At 62.4% G+C, this 19,195-nt stretch carries 22 protein-coding genes, 2 tRNA genes and 1 riboswitch; of the genes, 12 read left to right on the top strand and 12 right to left on the bottom strand.

What is annotated here, in order from left to right; translation table 11 throughout:
- Positions 1-23 precede the first annotated feature (23 nt).
- The 10 genes from AC07WS_RS13655 to glyA all read right to left on the bottom strand — a co-directional run bounded on the left by AC07WS_RS13655 (position 24) and on the right by glyA (position 8,855).
- Complete coding sequence (locus tag AC07WS_RS13655) at positions 24-659, bottom strand: riboflavin synthase (protein ID WP_494729610.1); 636 nt, start codon at positions 657-659, stop codon at positions 24-26.
- A 12-nt stretch (positions 660-671) separates the two neighbouring features.
- Complete coding sequence (gene ribD, locus AC07WS_RS13650; protein WP_494729609.1) at positions 672-1,769, bottom strand: bifunctional diaminohydroxyphosphoribosylaminopyrimidine deaminase/5-amino-6-(5-phosphoribosylamino)uracil reductase RibD; 1,098 nt, start codon at positions 1,767-1,769, stop codon at positions 672-674.
- Positions 1,770-1,776: 7 nt separating this feature from the next.
- A complete protein-coding gene (locus tag AC07WS_RS13645; protein ID WP_494729608.1) occupies positions 1,777-2,334 on the bottom strand; it encodes a GspH/FimT family pseudopilin in 558 nt (185 codons plus the stop codon).
- 10 nt (positions 2,335-2,344) lie between these two features.
- Positions 2,345-2,800 (bottom strand): type IV pilin protein, encoded by a 456-nt coding sequence (locus AC07WS_RS13640; protein WP_494729607.1) that lies wholly within the window; start codon positions 2,798-2,800, stop codon positions 2,345-2,347.
- On the bottom strand, positions 2,797-4,950 hold the full coding sequence (locus tag AC07WS_RS13635; protein ID WP_494729606.1) for a pilus assembly protein: 2,154 nt from the start codon (positions 4,948-4,950) through the stop codon (positions 2,797-2,799). The genes AC07WS_RS13640 and AC07WS_RS13635 overlap by 4 nt, the downstream gene beginning before the upstream one ends.
- Before the next feature lie 9 nt (positions 4,951-4,959).
- Entirely contained in the window at positions 4,960-5,457 is a 498-nt protein-coding gene (locus AC07WS_RS13630) for a pilus assembly PilX family protein (protein ID WP_494729605.1), read from the bottom strand.
- 2 nt (positions 5,458-5,459) lie between these two features.
- A complete protein-coding gene (locus AC07WS_RS13625; protein WP_494729604.1) occupies positions 5,460-6,413 on the bottom strand; it encodes a PilW family protein in 954 nt (317 codons plus the stop codon).
- Positions 6,410-6,964 carry a type IV pilus modification protein PilV gene (gene pilV, locus AC07WS_RS13620; RefSeq protein ID WP_494729603.1) on the bottom strand — a complete coding sequence of 185 codons (555 nt, stop codon included), beginning with the start codon at positions 6,962-6,964 and terminating at the stop codon, positions 6,410-6,412. The genes AC07WS_RS13625 and pilV overlap by 4 nt, the downstream gene beginning before the upstream one ends.
- 116 nt (positions 6,965-7,080) lie before the next feature.
- A complete protein-coding gene (gene nrdR / locus AC07WS_RS13615) occupies positions 7,081-7,551 on the bottom strand; it encodes a transcriptional regulator NrdR (RefSeq protein ID WP_117015241.1) in 471 nt (156 codons plus the stop codon).
- 56 nt (positions 7,552-7,607) lie between these two features.
- On the bottom strand, positions 7,608-8,855 hold the full coding sequence (gene glyA / locus AC07WS_RS13610; protein ID WP_494729602.1) for a serine hydroxymethyltransferase: 1,248 nt from the start codon (positions 8,853-8,855) through the stop codon (positions 7,608-7,610).
- Between the two features lie 98 nt (positions 8,856-8,953).
- A riboswitch (ZMP/ZTP riboswitch) is annotated at positions 8,954-9,079 on the bottom strand.
- A 152-nt stretch (positions 9,080-9,231) separates the two neighbouring features.
- Between glyA and AC07WS_RS13605 the strand changes: the two genes are divergently transcribed.
- From AC07WS_RS13605 to AC07WS_RS13560, 10 genes are all read left to right on the top strand, one after another.
- The gene (locus tag AC07WS_RS13605) at positions 9,232-9,981 is read left to right on the top strand and encodes an SDR family NAD(P)-dependent oxidoreductase (protein WP_494729601.1); all 750 of its coding nucleotides are present in this window, start codon (positions 9,232-9,234) and stop codon (positions 9,979-9,981) included.
- Between the two features lie 251 nt (positions 9,982-10,232).
- Positions 10,233-10,646, top strand: a complete 414-nt coding sequence (ybgC, locus tag AC07WS_RS13600; RefSeq protein ID WP_494730007.1) for a tol-pal system-associated acyl-CoA thioesterase — start codon at positions 10,233-10,235, stop codon at positions 10,644-10,646.
- 8 nt (positions 10,647-10,654) lie between these two features.
- Positions 10,655-11,347, top strand: coding sequence for a protein TolQ (gene tolQ / locus AC07WS_RS13595; RefSeq protein ID WP_161097057.1), 693 nt, complete (start codon positions 10,655-10,657; stop codon positions 11,345-11,347).
- Between the two features lie 15 nt (positions 11,348-11,362).
- Positions 11,363-11,800: an ExbD/TolR family protein gene (locus tag AC07WS_RS13590; protein WP_494729600.1), complete on the top strand. Its 438-nt coding sequence runs from the start codon at positions 11,363-11,365 to the stop codon at positions 11,798-11,800.
- A gap of 15 nt (positions 11,801-11,815) precedes the next feature.
- Positions 11,816-12,733 (top strand): cell envelope integrity protein TolA, encoded by a 918-nt coding sequence (tolA, locus tag AC07WS_RS13585; protein WP_494729599.1) that lies wholly within the window; start codon positions 11,816-11,818, stop codon positions 12,731-12,733.
- On the top strand, positions 12,733-14,007 hold the full coding sequence (tolB, locus tag AC07WS_RS13580) for a Tol-Pal system beta propeller repeat protein TolB (RefSeq protein ID WP_494729598.1): 1,275 nt from the start codon (positions 12,733-12,735) through the stop codon (positions 14,005-14,007). Before tolA ends, tolB begins: the two co-directional genes overlap by 1 nt.
- Before the next feature lie 29 nt (positions 14,008-14,036).
- Positions 14,037-14,567: a peptidoglycan-associated lipoprotein Pal gene (pal, locus tag AC07WS_RS13575; protein ID WP_494729597.1), complete on the top strand. Its 531-nt coding sequence runs from the start codon at positions 14,037-14,039 to the stop codon at positions 14,565-14,567.
- Positions 14,568-14,674: 107 nt separating this feature from the next.
- Positions 14,675-15,430 (top strand): tol-pal system protein YbgF, encoded by a 756-nt coding sequence (gene ybgF / locus AC07WS_RS13570; RefSeq protein WP_494729596.1) that lies wholly within the window; start codon positions 14,675-14,677, stop codon positions 15,428-15,430.
- Between the two features lie 57 nt (positions 15,431-15,487).
- Positions 15,488-15,563 (top strand) — tRNA-Lys (locus AC07WS_RS13565).
- Positions 15,564-15,592: 29 nt separating this feature from the next.
- Positions 15,593-15,668 (top strand) — tRNA-Lys (locus AC07WS_RS13560).
- A gap of 102 nt (positions 15,669-15,770) precedes the next feature.
- On the opposite strand, the gene AC07WS_RS13555 is transcribed toward AC07WS_RS13560, so the two are convergent.
- Positions 15,771-16,442, bottom strand: coding sequence for a hypothetical protein (locus AC07WS_RS13555; protein ID WP_494729595.1), 672 nt, complete (start codon positions 16,440-16,442; stop codon positions 15,771-15,773).
- 102 nt (positions 16,443-16,544) lie between these two features.
- On the bottom strand, positions 16,545-17,414 hold the full coding sequence (locus AC07WS_RS13550) for a DUF2971 domain-containing protein (protein ID WP_494729594.1): 870 nt from the start codon (positions 17,412-17,414) through the stop codon (positions 16,545-16,547).
- 433 nt (positions 17,415-17,847) lie between these two features.
- On the opposite strand from AC07WS_RS13550, the gene AC07WS_RS13545 reads away from it, so the two are divergent.
- Positions 17,848-18,543: a hypothetical protein gene (locus AC07WS_RS13545; RefSeq protein WP_494729593.1), complete on the top strand. Its 696-nt coding sequence runs from the start codon at positions 17,848-17,850 to the stop codon at positions 18,541-18,543.
- A gap of 9 nt (positions 18,544-18,552) precedes the next feature.
- Positions 18,553-19,131: a hypothetical protein gene (locus AC07WS_RS13540; protein WP_494729592.1), complete on the top strand. Its 579-nt coding sequence runs from the start codon at positions 18,553-18,555 to the stop codon at positions 19,129-19,131.
- Positions 19,132-19,195: the final 64 nt, after the last annotated feature.

The raw sequence follows: 19,195 nt of genomic DNA, 5'->3' as shown, positions 1-19,195 counted from the left end.
GCCGCAGCGGGCGTTGCGGGGCCTTACTTGCCGGCGGCGCCGACCGACACCATGCGCTCGACGTAGCGGGCGATCAGGTCGATCTCCAGGTTGACCTGATCGCCCACCTGCAGATGCTTGAGGGTGGTCATGGCGATGGTGTGCGGGATCAGGTTGATCGAGAACTGGCACACCAGGTCCTTGCCGGCGCCGATGTCGGTCACGCGGTTGACCGTCAGCGACACGCCGTTGACGACGATGGAGCCCTTGAAGGCCAGGAACTTGGCCAGCTCGCGCGGCGCTTCGATCACCAGCTCCCACGACTCGCCCACCGCCTCGAACTTGCGCACCACGCCCAGGCCGTCGACATGGCCAGTCACCAGGTGGCCGCCCAGGCGTTCGCTCAGCGTGACCGCCTTTTCAAGGTTCACCTCGGTCAGCGTGTCCAGGCCGACGGTGCAGTTCAGGCTTTCGCGCGAGACGTCGACGCGGAAGTTGCTGTCGTCCTTTTCCACCACGGTCATGCAGGCGCCGTTGATGGCGATCGAGTCGCCCAGCGCGACGTCGGCCAGCGGCAGGCCGCCGGCGTTGATGTCCAGGCGCACGCCCGCGAACGAGCCGCCTTCGAGCGGCTTGACCGATTCAATTTTGCCGATAGCGGCGACAATTCCAGTAAACATGTGAGTGCAATCTTAATGATGAGTGAATCGTGCAAGGATACGCAAATCTTCGCCGATCTGCTTGACCTCGTGGTATTTGAGCTGCCGCCGCTGCGACAGCTCGGCCAGCGCCGGCAGGGCGAACATGCCTTGCGCGTCGCCCAGCAGCATCGGCGCCAGGTAGACCAGCAGCTCGTCCACGCAAGCTTCGCGGATCAGCGAGCCGTTGAGCTTGCCGCCGGCCTCGACGTGCAGCTCGTTGATCTGGCGCCGGCCCAGCTCGCGCATCAGCTCGGGCAGGTCGACCTTGCCGCCGGCGTTGGGCAGCAGGATGATCTCGGCGCCCGCCGCCCGCAGCGCGGCCTCCTTCTCCGGATCGGCGACCGCCGCCGCGATCCAGGTGCCGCCGCCTTGCAGGACCTTGGCGGACGGATCGATGTCGAGCTTGCTGTCGACCACGATGCGGCGCGGCTGGCGCGGCGTTTCCACCGCGCGCACGTTGAGCTGCGGATCGTCGGCCTTGACGGTGCCGATGCCGGTCAGGATGGCGCAGGCGCGCGCGCGCCAGGCGTGGCCGTCGGCGCGCGCCTGCGGCCCGGTGATCCACTGGCTGACGCCGTTGTGCAGCGCCGTCATGCCGTCCAGGCTGGCGGCGGTCTTCATGCGCACCCATGGCAGGCCGCGCGTCATGCGCGAGAAGAAGCCGATGTTCAGTTCGTATGCCTGTTCGGCCAGCAGACCGACGCTGGTCTCGATGCCGGCGGCGGCCAGCTTGGCCATGCCCTGCCCCGCCACCAGCGGATTCGGGTCTTCCATCGCCGCCACCACGCGCCCCAGGCCGGCGCGCACCAGCGCGTCCGAACAGGGCGGCGTGCGGCCGTGGTGGTTGCACGGCTCCAGCGTGACGTAGGCGGTGGCGCCCCGCACATCGTTGCCGCGCGCCTGCGCATCCTTGAGCGCCTGGATTTCCGCATGGTCGCTGCCGGCCTGCTGGGTGACACCGGCGCCGATCACTTGTCCGCCGCGCACGATCACGCAGCCGATGTGCGGATTCGGCGAGGTGGTGTACAGCCCCTTGGCGGCCCATTCCAGCGCCAGCGTCATGCCTTCGAGATCGTTGCTGATGTTCACGTTGTCCTTAGTCCTTGGCGCTGGTGCAGCTGGCGTCGCCCGCCGCCGGGTCGCATACGCGCACCCGGCCCAGCATATTAATTTTGATGTTGCGCACTTCGTCGCCGCGCGCCAGCGACAGCGTGCCCCAGCGCGCCGCCAGGCTGTTGCCCGCGCTGCAGGCGCGCCCAGCAGCATTATAAGCAAGATATTGCGGCGTTGCGGCCGACGAGAACGCCGAGTAGACGGCAATGCCGTCGGCGATCGGCCCGTGCCTGGACAACAGCAGCTCGCCGGCGTCAAGGCGGCGGTTGCCGTTATCGTCGACAAACACCACCCAGCCCTCGCGCCAGGACGTGCCGGCCGGGTCCAGCGGCGCCATCAAGACCCGTCCGCCGCGCGCCATGGCCTGCGAGCGCGTCAGGTTGATCGCGGCCAGCAGGTCGTTGGCGGCCACCCGCAACTGCTGCCGTTTCAACCCGGCGTGATAGTTCGGCACGGCGACGCCAAGCAGGGTCGTGATCAGCGCCAGGACGATCAATAGTTCGGCCAGCGTATGGCCGCGCATGGAAGATGGCGTGTGCATCGCGCCACCCTCACGGCCAGCAGCGGGTGGACGGGCCGGTCGCCAGGCGCAAGCCGCTGCTGGTGAGCTTGAGCTGCCGGCAATCGTCGTCGCGAAAGCCACGGTCGACCAAGGCGGTGCCGGGCGTGGCGACGAGCTGCACGCATTGCGAGATCGGCTCGCCGTCGCAAGCCTTGCCTTCGATTTCGTAGGCGCTGGCTGGTGCGCCGTTGCTGCTCCACCACTTGAACTGGCGGGCTTCCGGCTCCGTGGCGCTCGACGAGAAGGCGATGTAGGTGTTGGCCCGCGTGTAGAACCGCTCCTCCTGTTGCATCAACTCCAGCAACGCGGCTTGCGCCTCGGCGCGGCGGGCGCGGATCACGTGCTGCTTAAAACTCGGCATCGCCTGCGCCGCCAGCACGGCCAGGATGACCAGCACCACCAGCAGCTCGATCATGCTGAACGCACGCTCCCGAACGCGCTTCATTTGACGGCCTCGTGCAGCTCGCGCCAATTGGCGACCTCGCGCCAACTCAGCCGCCCCGACCTCAAGCGCACTTTAACTGTGCCCGCCGGCATCACCTCCCGCGCCGACACGTTGACCAGCGCGTAGTTTTTTTCCACCACCACCTGCCCGGTCGGATCGGGCGTGCTGCGGCTGGACGATTGCGGCACCAGCGCCGACATCGTGTAGGTCGCTTGCAGCAGGCCGACTATCGGCGCGGCCGGCGCTATGCTGGCTGTGCTGCGGCCATCCGGCAGGCCGCTGAGCGCCTGGAGCACGTAGGTGCGGCTGCGCGACGCGTCGCATTTGTCCGCGCCCGGCAACAAGGTGTTGAACACCACCGCGCCGCCCACCAGCGCGCCGCCACTGATGCTGCGTTCCCCGGTGCGCGACGATTGCAGGAAGTCGACATACCAGCCCTTGCTGTCCGCCGCGATGCCGGCGCCGCCGATGTCGAACAACTCGGCAGACGTAGCATCCAGCACGCGCTCGGTCAACTGGCGCCGTCCCGTCACGGCATCCATCGGCACGGACAGACTGTCATGGATGCCATAGAACGACTGGGTAGCGAAACTGCCTGCGGACAGGTCCGACCGGTCGAATAACATGCCTGTGCCAAACAGCACCATGTAGCCGCCGCCGGTGGCATAGGCCAGCATGGGCCGCTGCGCTATCGGCTGCCGCCTGCCATCCGCGTCGCGGGCGGCAAACAGCAACTGGGGCGCGATGCCGGGCCACGCGGCGAAATCGAAACGCCATAAATTGCCCTGCAGGTCGCCGGCATAGGCGTAGCTCAACGCGCCATCGCGGTCGACGGCCAGTGCCGGGGCGCTCAGGCCGTTCGCCATCGCGGCGTCCGAGATCGGCGTGGTCCAGCGGTAGTAATTGACGTTCAGCTTCCACGGCGCATCGCGCGGCTTGTCGAGCGCCAGCAGGAATAAGGCGCCCTTGCCGGCGCGGCTGAAGTGGCCGTCGCCGCCGTAGTTGTTCAAGCCACTGGCGGCGACGGCGAAATAGCGGTAGCCGGCCACCTCCCCGTCATGGCTGGTGCGCACCCTGGCGAGCTGCGGCAAGGTGGTGAGATTGCCCATCATGGGATCGTCGCGGTCGGTGAACTCCCACAGCGCGGCCTCCTCGTTCAGCGCTTCGGGATCCGTCACGTCCAGCGCGAACAAGCCCTGCGCGCCGCCGCCCATCGCGGAGAGCAGCACCGTGCGCCAGTTGCCGGCGATCAGGGCATCGCCACTGCTTGCCGGGCCGTCGACATAGGCGCGGTGCACATAGCCGGGACTGGGCAAGCGGTTCAACGCGGGCATCAGCGCATCCGGCAGATAGGCGTACAGTTCGTTGCCGTTGCCGGCGTCGAAGCCATGCAGCATGCCGTCGTTGGCACCAAGGTAGATCATGGTGCGGCGGGTCTTGTAACGTTCGCGAAAGGCCAGATAACCCGCATCCAGCGCGGCGCCCGACGGCGGGCCGACCTCCACCGGCAGGCTGTTGATCGAGTCGCCCAGCACGCTGCTGCGCCGGCGGAACAGCGTGCCTTCGTCGCTGCGATCCCCGCGCAGATAGGCCACGCGCCGTTCGCCCAAACCGTCGCTGGCGGCTGCGCGCGGCGGCGGCGCCTGGTCCAGCAACGCTTGCTGCGGCGCCGACAAGGCGGGCCATGCAAAGGGAATGCCGGCCAGCCGGCCGTCGGCCTGGACGATGGCCGTGTAGAGCTTGCGCGCCTCGGGTTCCGGCACCGGCGGACGACCCGGCGCGCCGGTCAGGATGGCGCCGGCATCCCAGAGCAGCGCGCCCGGCGCGGACACGCCCAGCGGCGGCAAGCGGATGCGCTCAAAATGTCCGCCACTGTCGCCCGCGTCCAGCGTGGCGCTGAGAACGTCGCCGACCGGCGCGGACGGCACGGCCAGACCGGCAGCCGCCGTGAGCAGCAGCGACGTGCCCGCCATCCGCGCTCCCGCAGCCGGGGCCGATGGACGGCAGGCGGCGGCCAGGGGATCGCTGGCGATCTTCAGCAGCGGCGGCGCCGCATGCACGCCGACGGCCAGCACCGGCAACAACATCAGCAGCAGACCGATCAGCATCCACGACAGCATGCGTCCACGGCCAGGCATCGCTCTTTGCATATTCCCTCCTCACTCCGGCTTGCTGAACACGGACTGCAGGACCAGCTCCGTCCCCGGCCGCGCCCCGAAGCCGATCACCGTCACACGGTAGCAATAACTGACGGCCGTCGCATCCTCGCCCGGCTGGTGGCAGGCCATGCGCTCGATCAGATAGCGCGGCTTCCTGAACGGCAGCGCGCCTTCCGCCGTCAGCATCGCCGCCCCGGTGTGCTCGCCATAGGCCAGCGTGCAGGCGCCGCCGTCCTCCACGCCGGACAGGTCCACCCGCTGCCAGGCGGGCGCCGTATCGCAGGCGCTGGCCGCCGCCGTGCCGGATTGAATATCGCGCTCCGCATCTGCCATGGCATCCTCCGCCGCTTGCAACGCCACTTCCCGATCGCGCTCGCCACGCGCCGCCTGCTCGCCCTGCAAGCTCATTTGCGCCGCCGACACGCCCAGCAACATCACCAGGATCAGCATCATCAGGCACATCAACACCGCCACGCCCCTCTGCCGCTGCCGCGCCATGACTAGCCGCTCCGGTTGCGCAGCGCCACCGTCATGCCGACCACCCTGCGCGCCCGCGCCCGCTGCGCCGGCGGCAGGCTCGCCTCCGCAATGCGCACGCCCTCGTCGTCGCCGTGCGCATCGGAATAGGCCGGGCCGAACAGATCGTATTGCGCCGCCCCCGTATCGGCGCGCGTGTTGCTCTCGCCGTGCAGCAGCAGCGCCACCCGGATGCTGCACACGCGCTTCCAGAACGTCTTGCGATGGAAGTCGCGCAAGCGTTCGGCGGCGGTCGCGCCGGTCAGCGCCAGCGCGGCGTCCATCGCATCGATGCCGCTGGCGTTGAAGTAGGCATTGGGCACGCCGTCGGCCGGCACGTCGGTATCGAGCCCGTACAGCACCTGGAAGGAATCGACGCCGCGCACGATGGCGTCCGCACCCCAGCCGGAAGCGCCGCGGTACTTGCAGCGCAGCTCGGTCTCGCCGGCGCCGTCGTCGGCGACGTAGAAGATGCTCCAACCGCGCGCATCGGGCGCATCCGGCGCGGCCACGCCGAAGCCCGCGCAATTGAGATTGGAGCCGTCGCCATTGCCGCCCACGCCAGTGCCGGAGAAACGCAGCGCCAGCACATCGCTGCCGTGCGCCACCGCCGGCAACAGGCCCGAGATGTCCGCGCTGTCCCGGCTGACGCTGCGCGCATCGAGCCCCGCGACGGGCGCCCGCGCGGCGTCATCCAGTTCTATCGGCGCGGCCTTGCCGTCCCAGTTGATGTAAGCGCCCTGCCGGATCGAGCGGGCCATGATGTCGAGCGCATGCCGGCCGCCGTCGTTCAGCCCGACGTACTCGCCGTGATTGCGGTAACTGCTGCCGGCCGACAGCAGCAAGCCGCTGGCCAGCAAGCTCACGATCAAGCCCAGCGTCACGGCGATGGCGAACTCGACGACAGTCCAGCCGCGCACAAGAGGCCGGGCGCTCATCGCGTCGCTCCGACGACCAGGGCCAGCGCCGGCGCGAACTCGCCGCCCGCATCCTTGTGCGGCGTGCCGTCAGGATTTTTTTCGCGCCACCCGACCTTGACCACCACCGGCGCCCCCACCCCGCCGCCGCAAGCCCAGGCCGCCCTGCCGCTGCCGTCGCGGCACACGCGCAACCGTCCCGCCGGCAGATACTGGCTCACCTGCATCTTCGCCTCATACAGATCGAACAGCGCCAGCTGCGCGCTGTCGCACGCGCCGCCATAGCACAGCGCCGGCGGCGCCGGCGGGTGCGGCTCGGCCAGCGCATCGTAGTCAAGCAGCAGATAGGGATTGGCGCCGTCGGCCAGATGCATTTGCGCGGCGTTGGCGCGCATGCGTTCGGCCAGGCCGGCCGCGACATAGCTCGCTTGCGACAACAAGGCCGCCTGATGCCGCGCACGCAGCGCCGACAATTGCATCGCCACGCCGCCGACGATGCCAAACGCCAGCAACAGCACGGCGATCAGGATTTCCAGCAGCGTAAAGCCCGGCATATAAGCGCGCGTGCGCATCGCACACCTCCGCAAGTCGACGAGGACAGTGCTAGAAGTTAGCAGCGACTACTGCAGAGAACATGAGGTGCATCAAAGGTGCGCCAGCCTTGGGCCGGCGCATAACGCGCGGGAAACTAAGCCTTGCGCGGCTTGCGTTCCTGCCCGACTTCGGCAATGGCGTCCTGGAACTCGGCCAGGTCTTCGAAGTTTTTATAGACGGAAGCAAAACGGATATACGCGATCTTGTCGAGGCGCTTCAATTCCTGCATCACCAGCTCGCCGATGTAGCCGGTATCGACCTCGCGCTGTCCGCTGGTCAGCAGTTTTTCCTCGATCGACAAGATCGCCGCATCGACGGCGGGCGCCGCCACGGGGCGCTTGCGCAGGGCCAGCGTCAGGCTGCCGCGCAGCTTGGCCGACGAATACTCGGTGCGGCTGCCGTTCTTCTTGACCACATACGGCATCACCAGCTCGATGCGCTCGTACGTGGTAAATCGTTTATCACATTTTCCGCAGCGCCGGCGCCGGCGTATGGCGTCCCCTTCCTCGGATACGCGCGTATCGAGAACCTGGGTGTCTTCATGCTGGCAAAACGGACATTTCATATTGGCGCTATTCGATGACGCGACACCGGCACACGCCGGCGTCGCGGTACTGCAGATTACTTGGCGTAGACAGGGAACTTGTCAGCCAGAACCTTCACGGCCGCTTTCACGCGGTCGATGGTGGCGGCGTCGTGCGGGTTGTCCAGCACGTCGGCGATCAGGTTGCCGACTTGTTCCGCTTCCGCTTCCTTGAAGCCACGGGTGGTGAAGGCAGGCGAACCCAGGCGGATGCCGGAAGTCACAAATGGCTTCTGCGGATCGTTAGGGATGCCGTTCTTGTTGCAGGTCATGTGGGCCGCACCCAGGATCGCTTCCGCTTCCTTGCCGGTCAGGTTCTTCGGACGCAGGTCCACCAGCATCACGTGCGACTCGGTGCCGCCGGAGACGATGCGCAGGCCGCGCTTGATCAGGGTCTTGGCCAGCACGTCGGCGTTGAGGACGACCTGTTGCTGGTAAGCCTTGAACTCAGGCGTCAGCGCTTCCTTGAACGCGACGGCCTTGCCGGCGATCACGTGCATCAGCGGGCCGCCCTGGATGCCTGGGAAGATGGCCGAGTTGATGATCTTCTCATGCTCGGCCTTCATCAGGATGATGCCGCCGCGCGGGCCGCGCAGCGATTTGTGCGTGGTCGAGGTGACGAAGTCGGCGTGCGGCACAGGGTTTGGATACAGGCCGGCGGCGATCAGGCCGGCGTAGTGCGCCATGTCGACCATGAAGTAGGCGCCAACGGCCTTGGCGACGGCGGCGAAGCGCTCGAAGTCGATCTTTTTCGAGAACGCCGAGGCGCCGGCGATGATCAGCTTAGGCTTGTGTTCCTTGGCCAGCGCTTCCATGGCGGCGTAGTCGATGTCCTCTTCCGGGGTCAGGCCGTAGGAGACGACGTTGAACCACTTGCCGGACATGTTCAGCGGCATGCCGTGGGTCAGGTGGCCGCCTTCGGCCAGCGACATGCCCATGATGGTGTCGCCCGGTTTCAGCACGGCGAAGAACACGCCCTGGTTGGCTTGCGAGCCCGAGTTCGGCTGCACGTTGGCCGCTTCCGCGCCGAACAGCTGCTTGACGCGGTCGATCGCCAGTTGCTCGACGACGTCGACGTATTCGCAACCGCCGTAGTAGCGCTTGCCTGGATAGCCTTCGGCGTATTTATTGGTCAGCTGGGAACCCTGCGCTTCCATGACGGCCGGCGAGGTGTAGTTCTCCGAAGCGATCAGTTCGATGTGATCGTGCTGACGGGTGTTTTCCTTCTGGATGGCGCCGAACAATTCCGGGTCAACGTTGGCGAGGGTGTGATCTTTTGCGAACATGTAAAAACTCCAATCGAATTGAGTAACTTGTTACTGGCAGGTTGGATCGAATGAGGGAAGCCGATAGCGGATAGGCAGCCTCTTCGTGCAATTCCATCGATGGCTGCCCAGGCGAACGGCTGTTGAAATCTCACGTTTCCCGGTGGATGCCCACCTTTCGCCGACCGGCCGCCACGCACCAAAATGGTGATGACCGGAGCTTTTCGCCAGTTACGTGAGACGTAATGGAAGCCCGATTGTAATTTATGCGCCAGATTTGAGCAAGGAAATGATTGCTTAAAAGGCAATCTTATGCCGATTTTGATGGCGGGGGCTGGCCATACTGCCATTTCGGCTACACTTGACCATCGTTTCCACTCACGCATAAGGATAGATCATGATCGTCTTCATTACGGGCGCCACCGCCGGCTTCGGCGCCGCCATGGCCCGCACCTTCGTCCAGAACGGCCACAAAGTGCTGATCAGCGGCCGCCGCGCCGACCGCCTGCAGGCGCTGGCCGCCGAACTGGGCGCCGCCGCCCGCCCCATCGTGCTGGATGTGACCGACAAGGCGTCGATCAAGGGCGCGCTGGACGGGCTGCCGGCCGAGTGGTCGCAGATCGACGTGCTGATCAACAACGCCGGCCTGGCGCTGGGCGTCACGCCGGCGCACGAATCGTCGCTGGAGGACTGGGACACGATGATCGCCACCAACTGCAGCGGCCTGGTCGCCATGACCCGCGCCATCCTGCCGGCGATGGTGGCGCGCGGCAGCGGCACCGTGATCAACCTCGGCTCGGTGGCCGGCGACACGCCCTACCCCGGCGGCAATGTGTACGGCGCCACCAAGGCTTTTGTCGAGCAGTTCACGCTCAACCTGCGCGCCGACCTGGTCGGCACCGGCGTGCGCGCCACCAACCTGGCGCCCGGCCTGTGCGGCGGCACCGAGTTCTCCAACGTCCGCCTGAAGGGCAACGACGCGGCCGCGGCCAAGGTCTACGAGGGCACCGAGCCGCTGACGGCCGAGGACATCGCCAACACCGCCTACTGGATCGCCACGCTGCCGGCCCACATCAACATCAACCGCATCGAAATGATGCCGACCTGCCAGGGCTACGGCCCGCTGGCGATCAAGCGCAACCTGTAACCCGTTTCCAGCCCCTCTTGCTTAAGAGGGGCTTAGGCGACGTTTCATTCCTGAACCGATTCGTAAGCGGTTGTTACAATCCTTGGCAAGTTGCCGGGAAAACGCTTTACTGTCGCAAGTGCAATCTTTTGCGCGCCTGTTGAAAAATCCGCAGAAATGTCGGAATCGACGTGATTTGGCCCGTCCAAGCTTCAACGAAAACAATAAAATCGCGTAGAATGTTGCTCAATCTTACTAGTAGTCAAAATAACATGCCTGCAGAGTTTATCTGGAACGTACGGGTCTACTACGAAGACACCGACGCCGGCGGTATCGTCTATTACGCAAACTACCTCAAATTCTTCGAGCGCGCCCGCACCGAGTGGCTGCGCGCCATCCACGTCGAACAGCACGCTTTGCTCCACGAACATGATGTCTTGTTCGTCGTCAAAAGCGTCAGCGCGGAGTATCATGCGCCTGCCAGGTTGGACGATGAACTAAAATTAACACTTAGTATCGAAAAGCTAGGCCGCGCCTCGATCCTGTTCGTGCAGCAAGCCTGGTGCGGCGAACAATTGCTCAACACCGCCCGCGTCAAGGTCGGCTGCGTCGGTTCCGACCTGGCGCCGCGCGCCGTGCCGGCAGCGGTTGCCGAAAAAATGCGTAGTACCATCAAAACAGACTGAACCTATACATGAACGTCACCCAAGACCTCTCCTTCCTGTCCCTCATCACCAACGCGCACCTGATCGTGCAGTTGATCATGGCGCTGCTGTTCGGTATTTCGCTGACCAGCTGGACCTACATCTTCAGCAAGATGTTCGCGGTGCGCTCGGCGCGCCGCCTGACCGCAGAATTCGAGAAAACCTTCTGGGCCGGCGGCAACCTGCACGCGCTGCACCAGAACGCCGGCAAGGACCGCGCCAACAGCGGCCCGCTGGCGCGCATCTTCGAAGCCGGCATGGGTGAGTTCATCAAGAGCAAGGCCGCCTACACCGCCGCCCGCGAAAGCATGGACGCCGGCGCGGTGCTCGACGGCGCCCGCCGCGCCATGCGCGCCGCCTTCCAGCGCGAGATGGACGTGCTGGAATCGCACCTGGCCTTCCTGGCCTCGGTCGGCTCGGTGTCGCCGTACATCGGCCTGCTCGGCACCGTGTGGGGCATCATGAACGCCTTCCGCGGCCTGGCCAACGTGCAGCAGGCCACGCTGGCGGCGGTCGCCCCCGGCATCGCCGAAGCACTGATCGCCACCGCCATCGGCCTGTTCGCGGCGATCCCTGCCGTGGTCGCATACAACCGTTTTTCGCACGACATCGACCGCCTGGCGATCCGCTTCGAGAGCTTTGTCGAAGAGTTCTCCAACATCCTGCAACGTCAGTCGCGTTAAGAAGGCAGAGCAATCATGGCTTCCTCTTTCTCCAGCAGCATGCGCGGCGGCCGCGGCCGCAAGTTCAAGTCCGAGATCAACGTCGTGCCCTACATCGACGTGATGCTGGTGCTGCTGATTATTTTCATGGTCATGCCATCGGCCAACGACCCGAGCGTGGTCGACCTGCCGAGCGCCGAGCGCTCCACCAAGCCGCCCAGCGATTACGTGCAGGTGATCATCAAGCCGAACGGCGCGCTGTCGATCGGCGTCAAAGGCAAGGGTGAGGAGGCGCCGGAAACCGCGCCCAACCGCGACGCGCTGGTCAAGAAGCTGCGCGCCATCCACAACGACCATCCCGACTATCCGGTGCTGATCGCCGGCGACAAGGAAAGCAAGTACGACGACGTGATCCAGCTGATCTCGGAAGCGAAGAAGATGGGCATCAACCGGGTCGGTTTGTCGACCAAGTAAATCACAGTGCATACGATGAAACCCGCAACGGCAGGCGGCCCCTACAAAGTGCCGCGACAAAACGAAGGCTGGCGCTCGATGGCGCTGGCCGCGGCCATGCACGCCGTGCTGCTGCTGTTCCTGTGGGTGGGCGTGAGCTGGCAGAGCAACGAGCCGACCACCGTGCAGGCCGAAATCTGGGACATGAAGGTGCAGGAGGCGGCGCCAACGCCGCCGCAGGTCAAGCCCGAGCCGGAGCCCGAACCGGAACCCGAGCCGGTGGTCAAGGCCGCCCCGCCGAAACCGGTGGAGGCGCCGCCGACACCGAAGGAACCGGACATCGCCCTGGAACGCCTGAAGCTGAAAAAGAAACTCGAACAGGAAAAACTCGAGGCGGCCAAGGAAGCCAAGCTGAAGAAGGAAGCCGAAGAGAAGCAGGCCAAGCTCGACGCCAAGAAGCTGGCCGACAAGAAGGAAGCCGAGCAAAAGCTGAAGGACGAGAAGGAACAGGCCGAGAAGGACAAGAAGAAAGCCGCGCTGGCCGAGAAGGCCGCCAAGGAAAAAGCCGAGAAGGCCGACAAGGCCGCGCGCGACAAGGCCTTCGCCGCCGAGATGAGCCGCATCACCGGCAATGCCGCCAAGGGCAGCACCGGCACCGCCGCCACCTCCACCGGCGGCAAGGTCGACGGCGGCTATCAGGCGGCCATCCGCGCCAAGATCAAGAGCAACCTGGTGTACGGCACGGTGGACGATACGCTGAGCGCGACCTACCAGATCACGCAGCTGCCGTCCGGCGAGATCATCGGCGTGCGCAAGATGAAGAGCAGCGGCTCGGCCGCCTACGACAGCGCGATCGAAAACGCGATCGCCAAATCGTCACCACTACCCAAGAAAAAAGATGGTACGGTAGAGCGCGAGTTTGTCGCCGATTTCAACATGAAGGATATGCACTGATGAGCACCATGAATAAACTGAACCAAGCGATCCTTACCGCCGCGCTGGCACTGGCCGCCAGCGGCGCCCAGGCACAGATGCGGATCGAAATTTCCGGCGTCGGCAGCAACCAGATCCCGGTCGCCGTGGCCGGCTTCGCGGACGAGAACATCGCGCCGCAACAGATTTCCGCCATCATCAAGGCCGACCTGGAGCGCAGCGGCGCCTTCAAGCTGATCGACGCCGGCGTGATCAACAGCATGAGCAACATCGACTACGGCACCTGGAAGGCCAAGGGCGCCGACGCGCTGGTGGTCGGCACCGTCGCCAAGGCGGCGTCCGGCGACTACGAGGTGCGCTACAAGCTGTTCGACACCGTCAAGCAAAGCGAGCTGTCGCAGCTGAACGTGGCGCGCGCGCCGCAGTTCACCCGCCTGACCGCGCACAACATCGCCGACGACGTCTACCTGAAGCTGACCGGCATCCGCGGCGCCTTCTCCACCCGCATCGCCTACGTCAAAGAGTACGACAAACGCCACTACGAACTGCTGGTGGCCGACGCCGACGGCGAAGGCGAACAGATGGCGCTGCGCTCGAACGAGCCCATCATCTCGCCATCGTGGTCGCCGGACGGCACCAAGGTCGCCTACGTCTCGTTCGAACAGAAGAAGCCGGTGGTCTACGTGCAGAACCTGGTCAACCGCGCGCGCACCGTGGTGGCCAACGAAAAAGGCAGCAACTCGTCGCCGGTGTGGGCGCAGAGCGGCAACAAGCTGGCGGTGTCGCTGTCGAAGGACGGCCACACGCAGATCTACACCGTCAACGCCGACGGCAGCAACCTCAAGCGTGTCTCCAACAGCGCCGGCATCGACTCCGAAGCCAACTTCGCGCCGGACGGCAGCATCTACTTCATGAGCGACCGCAGCGGCGGCCCGCAGATCTACCGCATGGGCGCCGACGGCGGCGAGGCCAAGCGCGTCACCTTCACCGGCAACTACAACATCAGCCCGCGCGTGTCGGCCGACGGCAAGACCCTGGCCTACATCTCCCGCCGCGACGGCAACTACCAGCTGTACGTGATGGACCTGGCCAGCGGCCAGGAGCAGCGCCTGTCCGACAGCACCGACGACCAGTATCCAAGCTTTGCCCCCAACGGCAAATACATCATGTACGCCACTCAAGCCGGCGGCCGCAAATCGCTGGCTGTGGTCTCGGTGGATGGACGTGTAAAGCAACGCCTGACCACTCAGGCGGGCAACATCAAGGAGCCCACCTGGGGTCCATTCATGCAGTAACTTTTACCTTTCATCTCTAGGAGAATCAAATGCGTAAACTCAGCAGCCTCGCTTTCATCGTCACCACCGCCGCCATCCTGTCCGCCTGCTCGACCCCGGTCAAAATCGCCGAGCCGGCCAAGGTGGAAGAGCGTCAAGTCGAAACCAAACCGCAGCCGCAGCCTGACACCCGCACCGTCGCCCCGGTCGAAACCAAATCGCTGGATCCGCTGGACGATCCTAAAGGCGTGCTGGCCAACCGCAGCGTGTACTTCGACTTCGACAGCTACGTCGTGCGCGACGACGGCAAGCCAGTGGTGGAAAACCACTCCGCCTACCTGGCCAAGAACAAAGCCCGCTCGATCCTGATCCAAGGCAACACCGACGAACGCGGCGGCTCCGAATACAACCTGGCCCTGGGCCAGAAGCGCGCCGAAGCCGTGCGCAAGGCCATGACCACGCTGGGCGTGTCGGAATCGCAGATCGAAGCCGTATCGCTGGGCAAGGAAAAGCCTAAAGCCTCCGGCTCGAACGAAGAAGCATGGGCGCAAAACCGTCGTGCAGACATCGTCTACAAGTAATCGAAAGCACTACCCTTTTGCCGGGTGACAGGCATAATACGGGGCGGTACGCGGATAACACCGCGTCCCGCCCCGTTTCCATTTAGATTTGTGTGAAAGCGTCCGACATGAAGAAACTCTCCAAATCCGGCCTGAGCGCCGCCCTGCTGGCCGCACTGACCTGGCTGCCGCTGCAAGCCCACGCCGGGCTGTTCGACGACGACGAAGCCCGCAAAGCCCTGCTCGACCTGCGCGCCAAGGTCGAAGCCATGCGCGCCGAGCTGAACGCCCGCATCGACACCAAGTCCGACAAGTCCAGCACGCTGGATCTGGTATCGCAAAACGAAATGACGCTGCAGGAAGTGGCCAAGCTGCGCGGCCAGATCGAAGTGCTGAGCAACGAGCTGGCCAACGCGCAAAAGCGCCAGAAAGATTTCTACGTCGACCTCGACGCCCGCCTGCGCAAGCTGGAGCCGCGCGAAGTGACCATCGACGGCAAGACCACGCAAGTCGATCCGAACGAACAGCGCACCTATGACGCGGCCTACCAGACCTTCCGCTCGGGCGACTACAAGGCGGCCGGCACGGCCTTCGCCGAATTCATGCAGCGCTATCCGGGCTCCAGCTACGCGCCCACCGCGCAGTACTACCTGGGCAGCTCCTACTTCCTGCAGCGCGACTGCAAGAGCGCCATCCCGGCCCAACTGCTGGTGCTGAAGAACTACGCCGACAGCCCGAAGGCGCCTGAAGCCATGCTGGTCATCGCCAGCTGCCAGACCGAGCTGAAAGACAAGGCCGCCAAGAAGACGCTGCAGGACCTGATCAAGACTTATCCTGACTCGGCGGCAGCGGTGACGGCAAAAGAACGCCTCGGCGGCAAATAATTACTTGGGGGTATTTGACAGCCGGACTCATTACCCCCTATAATCTCGCTTCTTCGGGGGTCGTTAGCTCAGCTGGTAGAGCAGCGGACTTTTAATCCGTTGGTCGCAGGTTCGAATCCCGCACGGCCTACCACTCGAAGAAAGCCAAGGTATTGCACCTTTGGGTCGTTAGCTCAGCTGGTAGAGCAGCGGACTTTTAATCCGTTGGTCGCAGGTTCGAATCCCGCACGGCCTACCAAGAATTATCAAGGAAGCCCACGAATTTCGGTTCGTGGGCTTTTTTGTTTCTGGTCGCTCTCTGGTCACTTCAGAAGCGCTGGTGTACGCTAGCTCTTTCCGATCAAGAAGTCTTGTCAGAGCCTCCCAGCAGATTGGGTAGTGTCAGCGTTGCCTTTCCCTTTTGAGCATATTCCAAAAGTACCGACATCCTTCGGTAGTGTGCCATCAGTAGCTTCAGAGAAACTTCAGGATCACCAGTGTGTTCGTGAAGCTCCTTCAGACTCTTGAAGCCTAAATTCTTCGCCAGCTCAGTGCACATCGCATTCATTGACTTTAACTGCATCGTGGAGGCCGACATCTTCGCCAACTGAGCTTTCCTACGTTCTGCGTTAATACTTAAAATCAACTGATAAGCCTTCTTATAGGCAGCAGCGGCGGCTGTCGCTGCACCGGCTAGCGTCGTGACCGCCGCAGCCAACTGATACGCAACATTAGCATTCAGGATTAAGTCAAGCCAACCAGGAGAAGCCTTGCGGATTGAATCAATTTTAGGACGTTCATCGGATGGTATTTGATTCTTAAATACGGAATAGATGTTCACATAACTATACCCACCACGCCACGGATATCCCCGTATAGCGTAGTTAATCCGATCACGATCTCGCGGCTCCAATTCGGAATCCAAGCAATAGACGAATGCATAGCATTGAGAAAGGGCATGCGGGAACTCGTAAAGATCTTCAAGCTCCCAATCTTCATTCAACAAAACTCGGTAAATCTTCGGGTCCGCCAATATGATCTCCTCAAGGAAAGTGATGACGGAGCAACTGGAGCGCCCCATCCTCACCAGTACACAAACGTCACACGTTATCAATATGAAAACGAGCACCGCTACCTAAGTCTGTCCGCACGCCACAATATCAAGAAGGAACGAGCCCGGCCTTAATTTTGCCTCGTACAAGGTCACGTGACGACCACCAGCCCGCAAAAGTTCCGCGATCCGTTCTCGACTGAGCTGCGGCAAATACATCCCAAAAATAACTCCTTCAAGCAATGGAGCGGGATACGCAAGATGGCGCGGATCTCTCGTAAAATCTCGGCTGAATTCCACTAACCGCCATTCTTTCTCATATTGCCAGCTAAGGTATTTAGTTAAGAATAATTTCTTAAAATCATTACCCTCATCATCCGCAAAAAAATCTACTCTTGGATAGTCAACTGTATATTCAACTGGCTCCGCATAACTAAAAAGATCAGCGGTTCGATACTTGAGGCAAATCCCCTTATGTGCATCCGCATAGTGATAATACATCACTGGACACTGGCCAGTTTCCGTCAAGCAAAGCACTCCAACGTCTCTAACATAGTGCTCAACTGTTTCATGCGCGAATTTCCAAAATTCTTCATTTACATTAGGATACTGATCCCGATATGCAGAGATTCGATTTCGCAGCTCAACTCCATGTAGCGTCGAATCGTCTCGTCTTGCAGCACGAAAAAAGGTCTGCTCTCGGAACCGCGCAATGGCTAGCTCATCTCCACCATCAAAAATATAGTGCGGCTTGCAATCCATAGGATCATTGAATTCCTTAGGGTCAGCAAACCATAAGAGATTCGTCGTTAAACTCTCTTCGTCTAGTGCACTCTTGAACGAACGATATCTATACAGAAATTCAGGCGGCATCTTCAAGTTTCCCTTTTCAAGAGTTCTGCATTGCGGGAACGAAATCTCAGTTGATACTTCATCAATAGTACGCTCGTGCATTTACGGTGTAAACACCGATTTCCGCTCAAGAGCACACAGCCCGCACACTGGCTAGCTCAAGCCACACTTGCGCCGCAGTTGACGGGCCCTACCGCCGACAAGACCAGAAATGGACCGGCAACTCCACATCAAAAGCAGCCGAGATAGCAAGCTCAGCCATACCCCACACCCAGCCACTGCCAGCTGGTCGAGGCGACGCCTACAGCGAGCAGATCCACGGATTCGAACTCCGCGTCACCGATTCGGACTACGTCACTACGATCAAACACGGTAAGTCCCCTAGGCACATTCGTCTCATGAAATCGCTAGCTTCTTCAAAATATTCCCCTATCTACCTCTAGCAGAGCGACACCAGCAACCACTTTGCGGCGGTTCAAACGCCCTCAGCCAACAACGCAGTACGCTCGTCAGACACCTTTGACAGGAGGCCACCATGCCGCAGTCCGACAAAGAAACATTCGAAAACGCGATCAAATCATTGGAAGCAACAACAGCCATCGTAGGAATGCATCTGGAAATTGATTCCACTTCACGCCGAATGTACGCGCGCGAGATTAAGGAGATGTCGGACAATCTTCGTCGCGAGGTCGCCAGAGGGAAATTGACTTGGGCGCAGGCGGCAGAGCAGGCCCAGGCCACACGGAACGTCGTCATGCAGCTCACCAGGTCGAAGAGCACACCCGTTGGCCGTGCCCTCGCAGAATACAAAAAGCCCGAGGGTCGCAATCTGAATGCATTGATCGCCGAAAAGACATCGAAGTTATTTGGGAAGAACGCAATCTTCGCAAAGCTCACCCCATCAAGGCAGAACCGAGTATTTGCCGAGGTTGTCGCGTCGGCCGGCAGATCGCAACCTGGCATCACACACAATATGTTGCGGTTGTCGTATTTGGGACGTGGCCTCATTTTGCTGTCATTGGCGCTGTCGACGTATAACGTGCTCACCGCCCGAGACAAATCCACTGCGATCAAGCGTGAGCTGGTCACTACCACGGCGGGGATCGGCGGAAGCGTAGCGACCGGTGCTCTCGCGGGCTTGGCGTGCGGACCTGGCGCGCCGGTATGTGTGACAATAGGTGCGTTTGTCGGAGGTGCTCTCGCGGCCTTCGGCGTTGGTTTTATATGGTAGAGCAATCTCGTGAGATTACTTTCGACATCGGAATTCGCGACACGGCTGGCGACGCCTTACACGGATGCGGCGTTGGCCACTTCCGAACTACTGCTGGACGCCGAGCCCACCGGGCTGATCGTGACCGGAGCCGTGCTGGAAGCAGCTGTGGAATGGCATGGCTATCGCATTGTTTTCCTCACCGATGACATTCCCTTCGAGGACATGCTGCGGATTTATATGTTCGATGCCGATATGGCTTTGGTGGATTCTGCAGTGCTCGGCGCGATGTATTCGACCGGCACGTTTGCTGAGCTGAGCCTGCAGCCGCCGAACGCGCTGACGTTTCGCTTCTTCGGCGGCACCGTCTGGCGCATGGTGCTGCTAGCCGAGCAGGAATTTTCTCTGCCCTTCTTTTCCGATCCAAGGGGCGTGAGCCGAAAACTCAAATTCTTCAGGCACTTCCGAATTGAGGGCAAGCCACAGCCGAAAGGCGTGAGCGGGATTTCAGCGCAGTCCGAGACGACAGCGCGGGCGCAGGCTTTAACGCCACTACCACGCCGCGCCTCGAAAAAAGCGCGCACAAAAAATGGTATAAATCGTTTTTAATCAGAGCAGGATTCGACTTGGAGTGTCCAGTTTGCGTTATTTGCCAACCCATAGTCTCCGACTC

The sequence above is a fragment of the Duganella sp. GW821-FHT01E12 genome (assembly GCF_059422325.1).
This window is presented reverse-complemented; position numbering and strand designations above follow the sequence as displayed.